18 protein-coding genes are annotated in these 17,411 nt (G+C 54.9%); 9 read left to right on the top strand and 9 right to left on the bottom strand.

All coding sequences use genetic code 11. The features are described 5' to 3' along the window. Nucleotides 1–70: 70 nt before the first annotated feature. From SD961_RS16190 to lolB, 4 genes are all read right to left on the bottom strand, one after another. Nucleotides 71–1,258, bottom strand: a complete 1,188-nt coding sequence (locus SD961_RS16190) for a GGDEF domain-containing protein (protein ID WP_318791374.1) — start codon at nucleotides 1,256–1,258, stop codon at nucleotides 71–73. Nucleotides 1,259–1,499: 241 nt separating this feature from the next. Beyond that, the gene (gene prs / locus SD961_RS16185; protein ID WP_124232585.1) at nucleotides 1,500–2,447 is read right to left on the bottom strand and encodes a ribose-phosphate diphosphokinase; all 948 of its coding nucleotides are present in this window, start codon (nucleotides 2,445–2,447) and stop codon (nucleotides 1,500–1,502) included. A gap of 134 nt (nucleotides 2,448–2,581) precedes the next feature. Further along, nucleotides 2,582–3,478, bottom strand: a complete 897-nt coding sequence (ispE, locus tag SD961_RS16180) for a 4-(cytidine 5'-diphospho)-2-C-methyl-D-erythritol kinase (protein ID WP_318791373.1) — start codon at nucleotides 3,476–3,478, stop codon at nucleotides 2,582–2,584. Then, nucleotides 3,475–4,098: a lipoprotein insertase outer membrane protein LolB gene (gene lolB, locus SD961_RS16175; RefSeq protein WP_318791372.1), complete on the bottom strand. Its 624-nt coding sequence runs from the start codon at nucleotides 4,096–4,098 to the stop codon at nucleotides 3,475–3,477. The genes ispE and lolB overlap by 4 nt, the downstream gene beginning before the upstream one ends. A gap of 226 nt (nucleotides 4,099–4,324) precedes the next feature. Between lolB and hemA the strand changes: the two genes are divergently transcribed. From hemA to SD961_RS16140, 7 genes are all read left to right on the top strand, one after another. After that, nucleotides 4,325–5,581 (top strand): glutamyl-tRNA reductase, encoded by a 1,257-nt coding sequence (gene hemA, locus SD961_RS16170; RefSeq protein WP_318791494.1) that lies wholly within the window; start codon nucleotides 4,325–4,327, stop codon nucleotides 5,579–5,581. Between the two features lie 36 nt (nucleotides 5,582–5,617). Next, nucleotides 5,618–6,700 (top strand): peptide chain release factor 1, encoded by a 1,083-nt coding sequence (gene prfA / locus SD961_RS16165; RefSeq protein ID WP_318791371.1) that lies wholly within the window; start codon nucleotides 5,618–5,620, stop codon nucleotides 6,698–6,700. Further along, on the top strand, nucleotides 6,700–7,530 hold the full coding sequence (gene prmC, locus SD961_RS16160; protein ID WP_318791370.1) for a peptide chain release factor N(5)-glutamine methyltransferase: 831 nt from the start codon (nucleotides 6,700–6,702) through the stop codon (nucleotides 7,528–7,530). The genes prfA and prmC overlap by 1 nt, the downstream gene beginning before the upstream one ends. A 15-nt stretch (nucleotides 7,531–7,545) precedes the next feature. Next, nucleotides 7,546–7,944, top strand: coding sequence for a SirB2 family protein (locus SD961_RS16155; protein WP_318791369.1), 399 nt, complete (start codon nucleotides 7,546–7,548; stop codon nucleotides 7,942–7,944). Continuing rightward, a complete protein-coding gene (sirB1, locus tag SD961_RS16150; protein ID WP_318791368.1) occupies nucleotides 7,941–8,750 on the top strand; it encodes an invasion regulator SirB1 in 810 nt (269 codons plus the stop codon). The genes SD961_RS16155 and sirB1 overlap by 4 nt, the downstream gene beginning before the upstream one ends. A 91-nt stretch (nucleotides 8,751–8,841) precedes the next feature. Beyond that, complete coding sequence (gene kdsA, locus SD961_RS16145) at nucleotides 8,842–9,696, top strand: 3-deoxy-8-phosphooctulonate synthase (RefSeq protein ID WP_318791367.1); 855 nt, start codon at nucleotides 8,842–8,844, stop codon at nucleotides 9,694–9,696. A gap of 34 nt (nucleotides 9,697–9,730) precedes the next feature. Further along, the gene (locus SD961_RS16140) at nucleotides 9,731–10,138 is read left to right on the top strand and encodes an META domain-containing protein (protein WP_318791366.1); all 408 of its coding nucleotides are present in this window, start codon (nucleotides 9,731–9,733) and stop codon (nucleotides 10,136–10,138) included. Nucleotides 10,139–10,228: 90 nt separating this feature from the next. Here the strand turns inward: SD961_RS16140 and chaA are convergent, their stop codons facing one another. Beyond that, a complete protein-coding gene (chaA, locus tag SD961_RS16135) occupies nucleotides 10,229–11,326 on the bottom strand; it encodes a sodium-potassium/proton antiporter ChaA (RefSeq protein ID WP_318791365.1) in 1,098 nt (365 codons plus the stop codon). Nucleotides 11,327–11,726: 400 nt separating this feature from the next. On the opposite strand from chaA, the gene chaB reads away from it, so the two are divergent. After that, on the top strand, nucleotides 11,727–11,957 hold the full coding sequence (gene chaB / locus SD961_RS16130) for a putative cation transport regulator ChaB (RefSeq protein ID WP_318791364.1): 231 nt from the start codon (nucleotides 11,727–11,729) through the stop codon (nucleotides 11,955–11,957). 397 nt (nucleotides 11,958–12,354) lie between these two features. Continuing rightward, the gene (locus tag SD961_RS16125; protein ID WP_318791363.1) at nucleotides 12,355–13,032 is read left to right on the top strand and encodes a gamma-glutamylcyclotransferase; all 678 of its coding nucleotides are present in this window, start codon (nucleotides 12,355–12,357) and stop codon (nucleotides 13,030–13,032) included. A 7-nt stretch (nucleotides 13,033–13,039) separates the two neighbouring features. Here SD961_RS16125 and SD961_RS16120 read toward each other — a convergent pair whose 3' ends face one another. The 4 genes from SD961_RS16120 to tagH are packed head-to-tail and all read right to left on the bottom strand — an operon-like array spanning nucleotide 13,040 to nucleotide 17,408. After that, complete coding sequence (locus SD961_RS16120; protein WP_318791362.1) at nucleotides 13,040–14,485, bottom strand: serine/threonine-protein kinase; 1,446 nt, start codon at nucleotides 14,483–14,485, stop codon at nucleotides 13,040–13,042. A 15-nt stretch (nucleotides 14,486–14,500) separates the two neighbouring features. After that, a complete protein-coding gene (locus tag SD961_RS16115) occupies nucleotides 14,501–15,451 on the bottom strand; it encodes a hypothetical protein (protein WP_318791361.1) in 951 nt (316 codons plus the stop codon). A gap of 14 nt (nucleotides 15,452–15,465) precedes the next feature. Beyond that, nucleotides 15,466–16,242, bottom strand: a complete 777-nt coding sequence (locus SD961_RS16110; protein WP_318791360.1) for a PP2C family serine/threonine-protein phosphatase — start codon at nucleotides 16,240–16,242, stop codon at nucleotides 15,466–15,468. Continuing rightward, nucleotides 16,239–17,408, bottom strand: coding sequence for a type VI secretion system-associated FHA domain protein TagH (gene tagH / locus SD961_RS16105; RefSeq protein WP_318791359.1), 1,170 nt, complete (start codon nucleotides 17,406–17,408; stop codon nucleotides 16,239–16,241). Before tagH ends, SD961_RS16110 begins: the two co-directional genes overlap by 4 nt. Nucleotides 17,409–17,411: the final 3 nt, after the last annotated feature.

Raw genomic sequence — 17,411 nt, 5'->3', positions numbered from 1 at the left:
ACCAACGCCTCTTTAATAAGAGGCGTTTTGCTTTTGAACGACAGTAACTTCTTTACAGGTAAATTTCAGCTCAGGCGCCCGTTGCGTTCAGTGCTTTATCCCTCTCCGGCTCGCCAGCTTCGTCCGGCTGAAAGCGTATCACCCGGTTCCGCCCCAGCGCTTTTGCCTGATACAGCGCTTCATCCGCAGCCACCATCAGCGGCGCAACAGAATGATAACTCTCGTTACAGCTCGCTACGCCAATGCTTACGGTATAATGCACCCCTTCCGGCTGGGAGCGTTCAACGGCATAGCGAATTTTCTCTGCGCAAAGCACGCCTTCTTCTTCGCTGAGCATGACAATGGCGGCAAATTCTTCCCCGCCCAGTCGGGCAAAGATGCCTCTGACGGGTATCAGTTGCTTTACCCGTTCACAAAAATCAATTAATACCCGGTCGCCCTGATTATGGCCAAACCGGTCATTGATGCTTTTGAAATAGTCGAGGTCGAACAGCATGATGGTCAGCGGCTGCAATGTTTTGTCGCACTGACGACCCATCGCTTCGCCCTGTTCAAACAGCGCTCTGCGGTTCCAGATGCCGGTGAGAGGATCGAGCAGGGAAGCATTTTTATACTGGATCTGCGTTCGCTCGTTCACCATCGCCAGCATGGCGAAGGTCAGCCCAATCACCATCAGGATGGACTCCATAATCACGTAAACCGAGAAGGTGGAGCCGCCAATCGCACCATGCAGCGGGCTGATAATACCGGCGTCCATCACGCCTCTGACAACATGAAACAGCAGATGGATCCAGAGCAGTAATTGCGCAGGCCAGTAGGTGACGGGCAGGGCGGCTCGTGAACGGTGCAGCTCCACTATCATCCAGCCGGTATAAATCACGCAGAACACGCAAACGGCCAGGATACGATACCGCATGGAGTGATAAAACGCCGGAGAGAGGCAAAGCAGAACCCAGACCAATGGGCCCAGCGTCCAGAGCCATCCACAGGAGGCGCCCCGAAAAGAGCGGAAGGCCATGACCAGCAGGCTGTAAGCCAGCATCACCAGCAGATTCCCTACGGCAACGGGCAGGAATAATTGCCCTTCGCTGCGCAGGCTGCTTAAAAATACTGCGACGATAGTGACGCTTAGCGACAGGCACTGAAAGCCTAATACGCGGCTGTACTGCGACCCTTTCCAGGCGAATACCATAATGATGCAGAGGAAGAATAATACATAGAGCTCGCAAACGAAGAGAGTATAGACGTCAAGCGTCATGGTAAAAATATTCCTGGCGGGTCGGTTCAGGCAAAATATCACTAATGATTACAAGCAAAAAGGGCTGGCAGGGTGCTTTGTGAAAATAAAAAGGGCTGGTGATAATTAAGTCAAATGGTGCAATAGCAAAGGGGGAAAGTAAACGGCGTGGGTTTTAAAGAAGGTTATCGACAGGCGATGGTGACAGAGTGGATAGCCGTAAAACTAAAAGCGGGACGGGCGAACCCGTCCCCCCTGGCTATCAATGCTCGAACATTGCAGAGATAGACTCTTCATTGCTGATGCGACGAATCGCTTCAGCCAGCATGCCTGACAGCGTCAACGTACGGACGTTTGGCAGGGCTTTGATCTCTTCCGGCAGCGGAATGGTGTCGCAAACCACCACTTCGTCGATCACGGAATGACGCAGGTTCTCTACGGCATTGCCAGAGAAAATCGGGTGAGTAGCGTAAGCGAATACACGCTTAGCGCCACGCTCCTTCAGCGCCTCAGCGGCTTTGCACAGGGTACCACCGGTGTCGATCATATCATCAACCAGCACACAGTCACGGCCAGCGACGTCACCAATGATATGCATCACCTGAGAGACGTTAGCACGTGGGCGGCGTTTATCGATGATCGCCATATCGGTGTCGTTCAACAGCTTGGCGATAGCGCGGGCGCGCACCACGCCGCCGATGTCCGGAGAGACCACAATCGGGTTCTCTAAACCAATCTGCAGCATATCTTCCAGCAGGATCGGGCTACCAAATACGTTATCAACCGGGACGTCAAAGAAGCCCTGAATCTGTTCAGCATGCAGATCCACAGTCAGTACGCGATCGACACCTACGCTGGAAAGGAAGTCAGCAACTACTTTGGCCGTAATAGGTACACGAGCGGAACGTACGCGACGATCCTGACGGGCATAGCCAAAATAGGGGATGACGGCAGTAATACGGCCAGCGGATGCACGGCGCAGGGCATCTACCATCACAACCAGTTCCATCAGGTTGTCATTGGTAGGGGCACAGGTGGACTGGATGATGAAAATATCACCACCGCGTACATTTTCATTAATTTGTACGCTTACTTCGCCATCACTAAAACGGCCGACGGCGGCATCGCCCAGGCTGGTGTAAAGGCGGTTGGCAATACGTTGTGCTAGTTCGGGTGTGGCGTTACCAGCAAAAAGCTTCATATCAGGCACGAGAAGAACCTCAGGCTTTGCGTCCAGAGAATGAACATCATCGTTAGCGGCACTGGGCGGAATACCGTAACGACTGTTTCATACGGGTATAGTCATCTACGTGCAACATCAGGAACGGGGCGATGCTGTCACGGTCACTCTAATAGCTCTGCAAGGCGGCGGTGCAGCGGCGAAACGTTAACGCCTCGCGCAACAAAGCTCTGCCACTCTTTTGGAGCCAGCTCAAACACCTTACGGGCAGCAGACTCAGTGTCGAATTCAGCAAACACACAAGCGCCGGTCCCGGTCAGGCGCGACGGCGCGTATTCTAGCAGCCAGGAAACAAGCTGTTCAACCTCGCGAAAACGTTTTCTTACTACTGGCTCACAATCATTGCGGAATTCAGTGCTTAATAACTCACTGATTTCACGAGCTGGTGTGTGCCGAATCAGCTCAGGATCGTTAAATACAGCCGGCGTGGAAATGTTAACGCCGGGGTGGACAACAAGATACCATTTTTCTTCCGGCGACACCGGAGTCAATTTTTCACCCACCCCCTGCGCGAAGGCGGCGAAGCCCTCGACGAATACAGGCACATCCGCACCCAACGCCAGCCCCCATGCGGCCAGCTCGCGCAGCGAGAAGCCCGTTTGCCACTGGTGATTAAGCGCAACCAGCACGGTGGCAGCGTCTGACGAGCCGCCGCCCAGGCCGCCGCCCATGGGTAAACGCTTCTCAATAGCCAGGGCTGCACCAGCATTGCAAGGCAGCGTGCCGCGAGCCTGGGCATGCTGATGCAGGAGTTTTGCCGCGCGGACAATTAAATTTTCTTCTTCAGGCACACCCTCAACCGGCGTCAGCAGGCTGATTTTACCGCTGGCGTTGGTTTCAATATTCAGCGTGTCGCCATAATCAACAAACTGAAACAGCGTCTGCAAATTGTGGTAGCCGTCAGAACGACGGCCGGTGATGTAGAGAAATAAATTGAGTTTTGCTGGCGCAGGCCAGGCCAGTCGGCTGCTTACAGCGGTCAGGGTCTTACCTTCACTCATTTAACGATCCAGCTATCCATTTTCAGTTTGATGCGCTGGTTGCCCTGTTTCAGTTCCAGATTTGAAGGCAGCGTGGGGGTCTGTTTACTGTCGTAACCCTGGTAAGTAACCTGCCACTGCTGTCCGTCACGGCTGTAGTTGACGGAACGCAGGCGGTACTGGTCATCCAGCGCGTAATCGGTGGAGTCGCCCGGCAGGCCAACCATCCACTGGCGCAGGCTGTTAAGCGGGATATCCATACCGGTGAGCTGCGAAATCATCTTCTCGGCATCGTTGCTGGTATAGCGCTTACCTTTATTGTCCACTAACTGTACAACGCTGCCCTGCGCGTCCAGCTGCAGTTCGGTGCTGCCCAGCGGATTAGTCAGGATCAACCGATAGCGATCCGGCGCGGTCTGCTGCCAGTTAAAACGCGCATAGACTTTCTGGCTATCAGAAAGATAGGCAAAAGCGCCGCGAGTTTGATACTGCGTGATTTTTTCAACAGCCTGCTGGTGTTGTTGCCATTGTGGGGAGGTCAGGCTCTGCCCTGGGCCCTGGGGTTTATTGAGGGTACAGGCGGTCAGCAGCAGGCCAGCAAGCGGGAGAAGCCGCATCAGGCGGCGATTCTGCATAAACATTAGGGGTCAACTCCTCAGACTCCGAAAGGGCTTTCATGCCCAAAGTAACCGTTCAAGCTAACCAGCCACAACGGCGGCGTCAATGCTCAATTTGTCTTATTTGATGCATAATAGCTATATCTTGTTACAGCGAACGGTGAACGATGGCTTTTCTTGATCTCGCGCATCTTGTAGAATGCGCCTCACAAAACCCTATCAACAGTGGGATAACCCCGACCTAATCACCATGACCCTGCTTGCACTCGGAATTAATCATAAAACAGCACCAGTGGCACTGCGTGAACGCGTGACGTTCTCACCAGACACGCTGGATCAGGCCCTGAACAGCCTGCTGGCTCAGCCCCTGGTCCAGGGCGGCGTCGTGTTGTCTACGTGTAACCGAACCGAGCTTTATCTCAGCGTCGAGCAGCAGGAGAACCTGCAGGAAGAGCTGGTGAGGTGGTTGTGTGATTACCATCATCTCAGTGCTGATGAGGTGCGTAAAAGCCTCTACTGGCACCACGATAATGAAGCGGTAAGCCACCTGATGCGCGTGGCAAGCGGGCTGGACTCACTGGTGTTAGGGGAACCGCAGATTCTGGGACAGGTCAAGAAAGCCTTTGCGGATTCACATCGTGGGCAGCCCATCGCCAGCGAACTGGAGCGGATGTTCCAGAAATCCTTCTCTGTTGCCAAGCGCGTACGCACGGAAACCGAGATCGGCGCCAGCGCCGTCTCCGTGGCCTTCGCGGCCTGTACGCTGGCACGGCAAATCTTTGAATCTCTGGCAGATGTCACCGTACTGCTGGTCGGCGCCGGGGAAACTATCGAGCTGGCTGCGCGTCACCTGCGCGAGCACAGCGTCAAAAAATTGATTATCGCTAACCGTACCCGTGAACGTGCCCAGACGCTGGCCGATGAAGTGGGTGCGGAAGTGATTAGCCTGGCGGATATCGACGCCCGCCTGGCTGAAGCCGACATTATTATCAGCTCCACCGCCAGCCCGCTGCCGATTATCGGCAAGGGGATGATGGAACGCGCGCTGAAAAAGCGCCGTAACCAGCCGATGCTGCTGGTGGATATCGCCGTTCCCCGTGACGTAGAGCCGGAAGTAGGCAAGCTCGCCAACGCCTATCTCTATAGCGTGGACGACCTGCAGGCCATTATCGAAAGCAACATGGCGCAGCGTAAAGCCGCCGCCGTTCAGGCTGAAACCATTGTCCTGCAGGAAAGCAGCGAATTTATGTCCTGGCTCCGTGCGCAAAGCGCGGTCGAGACCATTCGCGATTACCGCTCCCAGGCGGAGCAGGTTCGTGCGGAACTGGAAGCGCGTGCCGCTCTGGCTTTGCAGCAGGGTGCCGATCCGCTGGAAGTGATGCGCGATCTCGCCCATAAACTGACCAACAGGTTGATCCACGCTCCAACCAAATCTCTTCAGCAGGCTGCCCGTGACGGGGATGATGAACGCCTGCAGATTTTACGCGACAGCCTTGGGCTGGATTAGCGTTTCGCCAAATGATTACAAGGTAAAACAAAACCAATGAAGCCTTCTATTGTCGCCAAACTGGAAGCCTTGCAGGAACGCCATGAAGAAGTTGAGGCGATGCTGGGTGATGCTGGCGTCATTGCCGATCAGGATCGTTTCCGTGCGCTCTCCCGTGAATATGCTCAGCTGACCGATGTCAGCCAGTGCTTTGGTAAATGGCAGCAGACTCAGGAAGATATCGCCGCTGCAGAAGAGATGCTGGACGATCCGGAAATGCGCGACATGGCGCAGGAAGAGTTGAAAGAGGCTCGTGCCGCCAGTGAAGCTCTGGAGCAGGAGCTGCAGGTTCTGCTGCTGCCGAAAGATCCGGATGATGAACGTAACTGTTACCTGGAAGTGCGTGCCGGAACCGGCGGGGATGAAGCGGCAATTTTTGCGGGTGACCTGTTCCGCATGTACAGCCGTTACGCAGAAATGCGCCGCTGGAAAGTGGAGATCATGAGCGCTAACGAAGGCGAACATGGCGGCTATAAAGAAGTGATTGCCAAAGTGATCGGTGAGGGCGCCTATGGTCGCCTGAAGTTTGAGTCGGGCGGCCATCGCGTGCAGCGCGTGCCGGAAACGGAATCTCAGGGCCGGATTCACACTTCCGCCTGTACCGTCGCCGTGATGCCGGAGCTGCCTGAAGCAGAGATGCCGGAAATTAACGCAGGCGATCTGAAAATTGATACCTTCCGCTCATCGGGAGCGGGCGGTCAGCACGTCAACACCACCGACTCGGCAATCCGTATTACCCACTTGCCAACCGGAATTGTGGTGGAGTGCCAGGACGAGCGCTCACAACATAAAAACAAAGCGAAGGCGTTAGCCGTGCTTGGGGCGCGTATCCGTGCTGCAGAAACGGCCAGGCAGCATCAGGAAGAGGCTTCCACAAGGCGTAACCTGCTGGGAACGGGCGACCGGTCTGACCGCAACCGCACCTACAACTACCCGCAGGGCCGTATTACCGATCACCGCATTAACCTGACGCTTTACCGGCTGGACGAAGCGATGCAGGGCAAGCTGGATATGCTGATTGAGCCAATTGTGCAGGAATATCAGGCGGATCAGCTGGCCGCGCTCTCTGGTCAGGAATAATGATTGTCCGCCAGTGGCTGCGGGCGGCCATTGCCCAACTGCCCGAAAGCGAAAGCCCGAAACGGGATGCCGAAATCCTGCTGAGCTATGTCACGGGCCGCTCCCGCAGCTGGATCATCGCCTTTGATGACAGCGAGCTTGAGTCTGAGCAGCTTAGCCGCCTGGCTGCGCTGCTGGCTCGCCGGGCCGAGGGCGAGCCGATAGCTTATCTGACCGGTGAACGAGAGTTCTGGTCATTATCCCTCAGCGTTTCGCCTGATACGCTGATCCCCCGTCCCGATACCGAACTGCTGGTTGAGCAGGCGCTGGCCCATCTTCCGCAGCACGCCGTAGAGATCCTCGATCTGGGCACCGGCACCGGAGCCATTGCGTTAGCGCTCGCCAGCGAGCGGCCAGAGTGCCGGGTGACGGGTGTGGACCGGATTGCCGCAGCGATAACGCTGGCAGAAAGCAACGCGCGGCGGCTGGCGATCAACAATGTGCAGTTTCGCCTCAGTAACTGGTTCAGCGCCCTGTCAGGCGCACAATTCTCGCTGATAGCCAGTAATCCACCCTATATCGACCACGCCGATGAGCATCTCCGGCAGGGCGATGTACGGTTTGAACCAGAGAGTGCGCTGGTGGCGAGCGATTGCGGCCTGGCGGATATTAAATGGATTGCGGAAAATGCCGGAGCACATCTGCTTCCCGGCGGCTGGCTGCTGTTTGAACATGGCTGGCAACAGGCGGAACAGGTGCGGACTATCCTGCGCGAAAACAAGTTTACCGCGATTGAAACCTGTCAGGATTATGGCGGCAACGATCGCGTGACGCTGGCGCAGAAACCGTAAACAAGGAAAAAAAGCATGGCTGAGTGGTACAGTTCCATTAAAACCCTTCATCTCATCACTATTGCAGTCACGGCGGTGCTGTTCCTGACCCGATTTTACTGGCTACAGACCGGGTCATTGATGCTGCAACAGCGGTGGGTGCGAATTTTGCCGCATCTCAATGACACACTGCTGCTGGTTTCCGGTATCCTGCTGGTTACGATAACCCACTTTTATCCTTTCAGCCCGCAAGGTGCCTGGCTGACTGAGAAGCTTTTTGGCGTTATTATCTATATCGTGCTCGGGGCGATTGCGCTCGGGCGCAGGCCACGCGCACAAAAAGTGCGCTGGATAGCATTTATCGTGGCGGTGGTCGCCCTGGTGCTTATCTGTCAACTGGCCACATCGAAAATGCCATTGTTGGGGAGTTTATGACGTCGATAGCAAATGTTGATCTCACAGCGTTACCGCTGTGCGAGGCAGTGATAGCCGCTACCCAGGCTATCCGCCCCGATTTTCCTGCTGAAGACGTGAAAAAGCAGTTAGCGGTGCTGGTAGAAGAGGCCCGCTCAGTTATTCCACAGCAGTTGCAGCAGGAAACGCAGCTTGAAAAGTTGATCGAGCTGTTCTGGAAAAAGTGGGGCTTTGGCGGCGCAAGCGGCGTTTATCGCCTTTCAGACACGCTGTGGCTGGATAACGTGCTCAGAACCCGTCAGGGCACGGCTGTTTCGCTGGGCATCCTGTTCCTGCATATTGCCGAACAACTTTCTCTTCCGCTGATGCCCGTTATCTTTCCTACACAGCTGATCCTGCGCGCTGACTGGATTGACGAAGAGATGTGGCTAATCAATCCGTTCAATGGCGACACGCTTGATGAACACACGCTGGAAGTGTGGCTGAAGGGCAACATCGGGCCGGTAGCGGAGCTGTATGATGACGATCTGCAGGAAGCGGAACCTCAGCTGGTGCTGAACAAAATGCTGGATACGCTGAAATCAGCGCTGATGGAAGAGAAGCAGATGGAGCTGGCGCTTCAGGTCAGCCAGGTGCTGGTGCAGATGGACCCGGAAGATCCCTATGAGATCCGCGATCGGGGGCTGATTTTCGCCCAGCTGGATTGTGAACATGTGGCGCTTAGCGATCTGACCTATTTCGTCGAACAGTGCCCGGAAGATCCGGTCAGCGAGATGATTAAATTGCAGATCCATTCCATTGAGCAAAAACAGTTCACGCTGCATTAATTTATACGCTGTAGCATCCGGCAGGGCAGGCGAAAGGCCCCCTGCGGAAAGAGACTGCTCTCTAAATCCCCTTAATGAATAAGGCGAAGACATGAAACAAAAAGTGGTTAGCATTGGCGATATCAACGTCGCAAACGATCTGCCTTTCGTGCTGTTTGGCGGCATGAATGTGCTGGAATCACGCGACCTGGCTATGCGCATCTGTGAGCATTACGTTACCGTTACGCAGAAGCTGGGTATCCCTTACGTGTTTAAAGCCTCTTTTGATAAAGCCAACCGTTCCTCTATTCACTCTTACCGTGGTCCTGGCCTGGAAGAGGGAATGCGTATGTTCCAGGACATTAAAGCGGCGTTCGGCGTGAAAATTATCACAGATGTGCACGAAGCCAGCCAGGCGCAGACCGTGGCCGACGTGGTTGATGTGATCCAGCTTCCGGCATTTCTTGCCCGTCAGACTGACCTGGTGGAAGCGATGGCGAAAACCGGTGCGGTGATCAACGTCAAGAAGCCACAGTTCGTCAGCCCTGGCCAGATGGGCAACATCGTTGAGAAGTTTGCCGAAGGCGGTAACGAAAAAGTGATCCTGTGCGATCGTGGCGCAAACTTCGGTTACGACAACCTTGTAGTCGATATGCTGGGCTTTAACGTAATGAAGCAGGTTTCCAACGGCAGCCCGGTTATTTTCGACGTGACCCATGCGCTTCAGTGCCGTGACCCGTTCGGCTCCGCTTCCAGCGGACGTCGTGGCCAGGTGACCGAACTGGCTCGCGCCGGTATGGCTGTGGGTCTGGCGGGGCTGTTTATCGAAGCGCATCCGGACCCGGCAAATGCAAAATGCGACGGCCCATCCGCGCTGCCGCTGGATAAGCTTGAGCCGTTCCTGGCACAGATCAAAGCAATTGACGATCTGGTGAAGAACTTCCCGGAACTCGATACCAGCAACTGATATCCTTACCGGGAATTTTTGCGACATGGAGTGGATGATGAAAAACAGGTCCCTGATTCTGATAGGCGCGATGCTGTTGGCAGGCTGTACTACTGCTTCTCAGCCAAATGAAAAGGAGCTTGCTCGCAGCTTCCAGCTCAGTTCTGTAGATGGCCAGGCCATCACGGCACCGCAGGGCATGAAGCCCGGCATCAATTTTAGCCGGGAAATGCACGTCACTGGCGTGATGTGCAACCGTTTCTTTGGCCAGGGGACGCTGGAAAAAGGCGTGCTCAGCGTGCCACAGATGGCTTCCACGCGTATGATGTGCAGCGATCAAAAGCTGAATCAGTGGGAAATGACCCTGAACAAGATGCTGACAACGGGTGCGAAGCTGAAGCTGGAACAGAATACCCTGACGCTTGAAGGGGCGGGCCACACGCTGGTTTACGTGGCTCAGTAACTTTTCTCCATTTCTCTGTGAAAACGGGGCGAACACTGTTCGCCCCGTTTTTTTATGCCTTAGCTTCAGCGGCCTGCTGGCCGGGAGAAGTTACAGCATAATGGTCATCAGATAGCCCACAAACAGCGCCAGATGCGCCGCCCCGTTCAGTACGTTGGTTCTGCCGGTGGAGAAGGAGATCTGACAAAGCAGCAGCGCAGCAATCATCATTACCATCTGCGGCGGCTCCAGGCCAAATATCAGCTGCTGACCGGTCAGGGTTGCAATAATGGTCACCGCCGGGACGGTGAGCGAGATGGTCGCCAGCACGGAACCAAAGAAGAGATTCATGGCACGCTGCACCTGATTCGCCAGCACCGCTTTAATTGCGCCCAGTCCTTCAGGTGAAAGGATCAGCAGCGCCACCAGGAAGCCGGTGAACTGCTCCGGCGCGTTAAGCTCTGTCAGCAGCGACTCCAGCGGCGTGGCGTTCATTTTGGTAACCGCAATCACCGCAATAAGATGAACAATCAGCCAGAGGGAGTGCCAGACGTTGGAATGGGCAGAGGGCTTGCCGTGATGCGGATCGTCATCATCACCCTCATCTTCATGCTCATACACAAACAGGCTCTGGTGCGTTTTGGTCTGGATCAGCAGGAAAACGCCATACATAGCGGCTGAAATAGCGGAGATCAGCAGAGCCTGACCTACGGAGAAGTTGCCGCCGGGCAGGGCGTTGGGGAACACCAACACCAGGATCCCAAGCGGAAAAATAGCTATCAGATACTGCTTAACGCCCGCCAGATTGACATACTGGGTGGCAAATTTGCGTCCCCCCAGCAGCAGCGCAGCGCCAACCAGCCCACAGGTGACAATCATAATGATCGAATAGAGCGTATCGCGCATCAGCGCTGGGGCCGCGTCACCCGTTGCCATTAATGCCGAGATCAGGCTGACTTCCAGGATAACCACCGACAGGCTGAGGATCAGCGAGCCATAGGGTTCACCCAGACGGTGAGCGAGCACATCCGCATGGCGCACCACGCTGAATGCGCTGCTGAGTATGGCAATCAGTGCCAGCAGGTTGATAGTGATAACAACAGAAATTGTGGCTGAGGCGCCCCAGAACCATAAAATAACCAGCGCGGCGAGAGGGAGGAGAAGAGAGGTTTCTTTGTGGCGTGTCTTCACGCCTTCATGTGCACTCATAGGCCGAATTTCCTTTTTATCTGTCGTCTGCCCGAAATCAGATGATGCCTGCAGGCATAAAGAGTAGCAGTGAACCTAAGTGGTTATATTACAAACAGTGAAGAGTGTAACGGCATAGTCTCTTTATGCCTGTAATATTTACGATAATTTACAGCTTTGACGGGATAATCATTTAAGATTGCCATAAGTGACTATTATTGATTTTATCATTATGTTTTATAAGTAAATTAATTGAAATTAATTCAAGGTAAATTATGATTTATACCGCTTAATTCTGGCACTATCGCAGGGAAAAAATAATTAATAACCTCTTTGTTATGAAGGGCCCCTGAACGGCGAGTTGGAAAAATTTGCTGTTCCAGGCCAGACTGAAAGGGTGTCTTCATAAAGGAGAAAGCAGATGCCTTATCAATCCCGTACTGCGCTGCCGGACAGCGTAAAAAACGTGCTGCCAGCCCATGCGCAGGATATCTATAAAGAGGCGTTTAACCACGCCTGGGATGAGTATAAAGAGAAGAAAGATCGTCAGGGTGACGAATCCCGTGAAGAAGTAGCCCATAAAGTAGCCTGGTCTGCGGTGAAGCATAGCTACGAAAAAGGCGATGATGACAAATGGCATAAAAAGCATTAAGCCAACAGGGCGGCTGCGGTCGCCCGTTAACTGAGGTTCCCGCTCCGCTCTTCCTTTTCCCAGGCATTGAATTCCCCCTCCTTGCACTCTCGCTATAAAGCACTCAGCCTGACCCGTCAGCCACTCAGGCCTTTACCTGGCACCCAGCGCAAGCTATCCCCGGAAAGTGGATGGTTTTTATTCGCTAATCCTGGCTTTACCGCCTGAAGTTTTCCCCTAAAATGCCGATGATGAATTAAGTGAAATTTTTTCTTTTGTGACGCGCTTCAAACTTGATTGCGCGGGACGAATGACATAGGGTCATTGTTAGCGTTGAAACGATGAGTTTTTTAATTATTCAATTTCAGGGATGAAAATAAGTGTGGGCAGGGAGTAAGCAGTGGCAGGAGGAGGGTCTGTGTTAACAAGAGAATTCTTATTAAAAGCGGATTGCAAGACGGCTTTTGGTGCTATTGAGGACTCGTTGTTATGGACCTGTGAGCAACGGGCCGCTTCCCTGGCGGCGACGCTGGCCTGTCGGCCCGATCACAGTCCGGTGTGGATTTTTGGCTACGGATCGCTGATGTGGAACCCAATCTTCGAATCTGACGAAGTGGCCGAAGGCACGCTGTCAGGCTGGCATCGCGCCTTTTGCCTGCGGCTGACTGCCGGACGGGGCACAGCGAATCAGCCAGGACGTATGCTGGCCCTGAAAGAGGGCGGGGAGACCACCGGGCTGGCCTTTCGCCTGCCGGAAGAGAAACTGCACGAGGAGCTGGAGCTGCTGTGGAAGCGGGAGATGGTGACTGGCTGCTACCTGCCCACCTGGTGCGAGCTGAAGCTTGCCGATGGTCGCAGAGTCACGGCGATGGCGTTTGTTATGGACCCCCGTCATCCCCTGTATGAATCTGACTCCTGTCCAAAAACGATTGCGCCTTTAATAGCCCAGGCGAGTGGACCGCTGGGCACCAACGCACAGTATCTTTTCTCGCTTGAACAGGAGCTGAAGACGCGGGGATTATACGATGATTGTCTAACCGACCTGGTGCAGCGCGTTCGCGATCTTCAGCAGTGTCATAATCATCTGGTGGGGTAACCCACCGCTATAAGCCGGGATTGATAAGCCAGGTGCCTCCCTTGTTGATCTCCAGTTGCTGAGTGCGTATGGCTGTTCCTGACTGTACTTCAATTTTATAACTTCCTGCCGCCAGGTTCAGTGAGGCGTAACCGCTGTTGTTCGGTTTTACTACTATCGGCGTACCGTTCAGCAATACGGTTTCGCCAGCGGTGAGCTTGAGGTAAACCGTGGCCATCATCGGTGCGTTGGCAGGCGGCGTGGCAGGCGCTTCGCTGGCGACAGGTGCCGCTGATTCTCCGCCCCCGGCTCCGGCAGGCTGTTCAACCTCATTCTTACCGCTGCGGTTAAGCTCTATAACCAGTGCCACTACCGCTATCACGGCCAGAGCACTGAGCAACATCAGCGGTTTTGACAGCTTGCGTGCCACCTGCGGGCTGACCATTTCCGCCGCACCCGCTGCGGGATTCACTGCCACCACCACCTGCTGCTCCTGCGGCGCTTCTGCTTCCGCCACCGGCTCGGGTGAAGGTTCAGATATACGGGTCACCGTAGTCACCAGCTCTTCTACCGTACTCACCGGTAACTCAATCAAGGCAGCCAGTTCGTCAATGGACTGAGGGCGATCTTGGGGCTTCATCGCCAGCGAACGGTCAATGGCATTCAGCAGCGGCAGTGAAAAGCCTTCCGGTCGTAGCTGAGTAAGAGGCTGATAACGATCCTCAATGCAACGCACCACGCTGACCGGCGGAGGATTGCCGGTGACCAGCGTATGCAGTACGGCACCCAGCGCATAGATATCGGTCCAGGGGCCCTGTTCGTTATCGCTCTGCTCGCTGTACTGCTCAATAGGGGCGTAACCGGGCTTCAGCATGATCTCAGTTTCATCGGAGAGGTTGCCAATCTCTTTCCGCGCTGAGCCAAAGTCGAGCAGAACAGGGAGCTGGCTCTCCTGAATCTGAATATTATCGAGCGAGATATCGCGGTGCAGGTAACCCCCGCGATGGATGGTATCTATTGCGCCAAACAGCGGCGGCAGCAGTTGACGTATCCACTCATCGGTGATGCTCTCCGGGCTGCCCTGTTGCCACTCTTTCAGCGTCATGCCGCTGTAGTAAAGCGTCCCCATATAGGCGGTGCCGTTCTCTTCCCAGAAGCGTAATACGTGCAGCAAGCCGGGATGATTGAAGCGGGCCAGCAGGCGGGCTTCCTGGATAAAGCTGTTCAGGCCGGCGTTAAACAGCTTCTGATAGCGTTCCCCACGCAGCACGATGGTGAGATCATCCTCGCGGGAAGCCAGAGAGATGGGCAGATATTCTTTGATCGCAATAGTACGCTCAAGCAGATGATCCCAGGCCCGGTAAACGATACCGAAGCCGCCGCCGCCAATCACTTCCTTGATCTCAAACTCATTGAAACGGTGTCCAGCCGGAAGGGCATTGGGCACATTTTTCGTATTATCGCTTGCCGACATAGTATCCATCCGCAGTTAGTTAACGGTGCGCCAGGCGCCAATAGCCGGATCGGCCAGATCGGCATGCAGGTCATCCACCAGCAGCACGGTAATTTTTGTTTGCGGATTGACTACCGCAGCCCAGGATTTGCGCAAGGCGTCTACCCGGGTTTTCAGGGCTTCCGGGTCGGCAGCCTGCGCTTTATCCATTTTCACCAGCAGCACGCCGTCAAATGACCAGACATGCAGGGTTGAATTAAAGGGCAGCAGCAGCCAGCTGTCAGGCGCATCTTCTTTTGCCGCTACCAGCCGCTGGTTATTGGCGGCAACGATATCGAGCACGCCCGCCGCAGGATGAACATTTTTCAGCGGATAGCCTTCATAGAACTGCACCGGCACCGGTACTGTTTTGCCGTTGCTGGAGAGCGTCAGTTCACTGCTGCCCTCCAGCCAGCCTTCTGTTGAGCAGCGCAGCGTTTTCCCATCGGGAATAAACAGCGACTGACCCTTTTCATCCCACCAGGTGCGGAAATGACAGCCCGCAGGCAGGTCAAAATGCTGCAGCGGCGCGCTGTTAGCCGGCTGGGAAAGATCCAGCGGAGCCGCGTTACTGGCGGTGGCGGCGGCTGTTGCATCAGCAATCACAATGGGTCGCCAGCTTTGCTCTTTCGCTGCGGTGCCGGTAGCCAGCACCGAGCCGCTGTCGTTGGTCATCTGCCAGGGCAGCTCCACCAGCTTGCCGCACTGGTTCTGCAACAGGTTGCCGACGCGGGGCAGGAAGGTGGTCAGAATGCTGGACTCTTTGGTTTTGCCGGAGACGATACGTAAATGAATATTTTCCTGGCACCAGGCCTGTGGAGCATTGCTCTCAACGTTATCAATAAACACCTCCAGCGCCAGGCTGGGGGAGTAAACGACACGGTAATCTTCAGCCTGTACGGCAGTTGCTATCAACAGAGTGGCAGTCACTGGCAACCAGTATTTCATAGCGTTCCTTGGTGTTAATCGCGCGGCGGTAAAAAACGAGCGGAATCCGCCATAGATTGTAAAAGGGTGGTTTCCTGTGGCGATCCTACCCAAACGGCCACAGCACTCAGATTGTCTTTTTTCTCACTGCGATTAATCGCTTTTTGCATCAGCGCCAACCACTCTTCCGGGGAGTTGACCATGCGCAAAGCCTGCTCCATCTCCTGCGGCGTCAGGCTGCACCAGAAGCCATCCGTGCAGACCAGGAAAGCATCGCCATCTTCCAGCGGCAGCACCTCACTGTAGCTGACCGGCAGCGCGCCATCCGCGCCGAGCGCATTATAGAGTAAATTACTGTTAATACCGGAATTATCAACACCCGCTTCCTTCATCTGCTGGGCGAGACTGTGGTCCCGGGTTACCGCATGAATGAACCCTCTGCGGAAGTGATAAACGCGGCTGTCGCCAGCGTGGGCCCACCATGAGCGTTGCTCTACGCGGTCAATAAACAGCGCCGCCAGCGTGGTGCTCATCTGCTGAAAATTCAGATTATTCCTCTGCGCCTGGCGGATCACCTGGTCTGCATTCATCACCCACTCTTTGGTTTCTGCAGGATTAATGGTGCGATCTTCCTGCAGTTCAGCCAGCAACGTATCTCGGGCAAGCTTTGCCGCCGTTTCGCCGCCGGGCGTTCCGGCAACCCCATCACAGACCAAAAAGCAGGCGGAGTGTTGGCCAGCCAGCGCACCTGTTTCGTCCTGATTGCTCTCTCTTGCGCCAATTTCTGACGTTGAAGCGAAGTTAATATTCATTCATCGTCCGGTCGGTTTTGTGAATCTTTATACTGGTTTACTTCCATGTCGTAAGCCTGCAGGAAGGCATCGCCAAACAGGGTATGGAAATCATCTTCTATTTCGCCCGAGGTATTCTGATAATGACGCAAAAAAGCGTCCCACATCGCCGCTTTTTTGCTGCCGGGCAGGCCGAATTTGGGCACCACGCCATCGCGTCGGGCATTATCTTCCAGACGTTGAGGATTAAACGACTGCAGCATGGCGGCGATAATCGCCCGGATGCCGGCAATCATCCCCAGCTGATGCGCCTGCAGATCGACCAGCGCGTCACGCACGGCCTGCTCTGGCGGCATAAAACCGGGCATCTGGCTCTGATAGATTTGCATCAGTACCGTTTTGCCCGAGGGCAGGATCTTGAACGGGTTGTTAGCTTCGTTCAGGATCATCGTCATCTCTGCTTTAACGCCTCGCTTCAGAATAGAGCGGGAGGAGAGCAGCGCAACGGTTCCCTGGGAAAAGAGGCTGAGCATTCTGCCGGTGACCCGTAACTGATCTTCCGTTAACGGAGGTTTGCCTGGCCCCTGCTCAAGCCCCATGCCTTCCATCAGTGCCGCCAGTAAACGGTCTGAATGTCCCTCTTTGTCTGCTCTTTCCGGATAGGGCGTATCGTGACTCAACGGCTCAATTCCCAGACGGGCATCGTTCTGGCGAGCCGTGCGGGCCGCTAACTGCTCAGGGGTTTGTATTTCTGTTGCCGGGTGAAAATGAAGAGCAGCGCTTTCATGCTGCATTCCCAGCGGATCGGCAGAGAGCGAGGCATCCTCACTGAACAGGGCGAGCGGATCGACATCGCTGAACAACGTGTCGTTTACGCGGGTGGGATCGCTGACCTGAATTTTGTAGTCGCCAATACCAATCAGATCGCCATGCTGCAGTACGATCTGGCTGCCACGCGGTAACGGCGTCTGGTTATGCACTACCGCAATCACGCTACCGTGACTGGTGAGCCGACACTCTCCTCCGCTGGCCACATGAACCACTGCCTGTAACCGGGAAATAGCCCGCTCTTCATCAGGCAGGATCAGATCGTTATCCACGCTGCGGCCAATGGTGCCGCCTGGCGCCACAAAGTCACAGGCGGTGACGGGCGCCTCAGTTCTGCTCTCAACAATGGTAAATCGCATGCG

The sequence above is a fragment of the Erwinia sp. MMLR14_017 genome (genome assembly GCF_033657285.1).
Taxonomy (GTDB): domain Bacteria; phylum Pseudomonadota; class Gammaproteobacteria; order Enterobacterales; family Enterobacteriaceae; genus Erwinia.
Note: the sequence above shows the minus strand (reverse complement) of the source record. Positions and strands in the feature narration are given on the sequence as shown.

Excerpts from the sequence above, each read along its gene's own strand:
- hemA (WP_318791494.1), top strand. The coding sequence starts at position 4,325 with ATGACCCTGCTTGCACTCGGAATTAATCATAAAACAGCACCAGTGGCA.
- sirB1 (WP_318791368.1), top strand. The coding sequence starts at position 7,941 with ATGACGTCGATAGCAAATGTTGATCTCACAGCGTTACCGCTGTGCGAG.
- SD961_RS16110 (WP_318791360.1), bottom strand. The coding sequence starts at position 16,242 with ATGAATATTAACTTCGCTTCAACGTCAGAAATTGGCGCAAGAGAGAGC.
- SD961_RS16140 (WP_318791366.1), top strand. The coding sequence starts at position 9,731 with ATGATGAAAAACAGGTCCCTGATTCTGATAGGCGCGATGCTGTTGGCA.
- lolB (WP_318791372.1), bottom strand. The coding sequence starts at position 4,098 with ATGTTTATGCAGAATCGCCGCCTGATGCGGCTTCTCCCGCTTGCTGGC.
- SD961_RS16190 (WP_318791374.1), bottom strand. The coding sequence starts at position 1,258 with ATGACGCTTGACGTCTATACTCTCTTCGTTTGCGAGCTCTATGTATTA.
- kdsA (WP_318791367.1), top strand. The coding sequence starts at position 8,842 with ATGAAACAAAAAGTGGTTAGCATTGGCGATATCAACGTCGCAAACGAT.
- SD961_RS16115 (WP_318791361.1), bottom strand. The coding sequence starts at position 15,451 with ATGAAATACTGGTTGCCAGTGACTGCCACTCTGTTGATAGCAACTGCC.
- SD961_RS16120 (WP_318791362.1), bottom strand. The coding sequence starts at position 14,485 with ATGTCGGCAAGCGATAATACGAAAAATGTGCCCAATGCCCTTCCGGCT.
- ispE (WP_318791373.1), bottom strand. The coding sequence starts at position 3,478 with ATGAGTGAAGGTAAGACCCTGACCGCTGTAAGCAGCCGACTGGCCTGG.
- prfA (WP_318791371.1), top strand. The coding sequence starts at position 5,618 with ATGAAGCCTTCTATTGTCGCCAAACTGGAAGCCTTGCAGGAACGCCAT.
- prmC (WP_318791370.1), top strand. The coding sequence starts at position 6,700 with ATGATTGTCCGCCAGTGGCTGCGGGCGGCCATTGCCCAACTGCCCGAA.
- chaB (WP_318791364.1), top strand. The coding sequence starts at position 11,727 with ATGCCTTATCAATCCCGTACTGCGCTGCCGGACAGCGTAAAAAACGTG.
- chaA (WP_318791365.1), bottom strand. The coding sequence starts at position 11,326 with ATGAGTGCACATGAAGGCGTGAAGACACGCCACAAAGAAACCTCTCTT.
- SD961_RS16155 (WP_318791369.1), top strand. The coding sequence starts at position 7,546 with ATGGCTGAGTGGTACAGTTCCATTAAAACCCTTCATCTCATCACTATT.
- tagH (WP_318791359.1), bottom strand. The coding sequence starts at position 17,408 with ATGCGATTTACCATTGTTGAGAGCAGAACTGAGGCGCCCGTCACCGCC.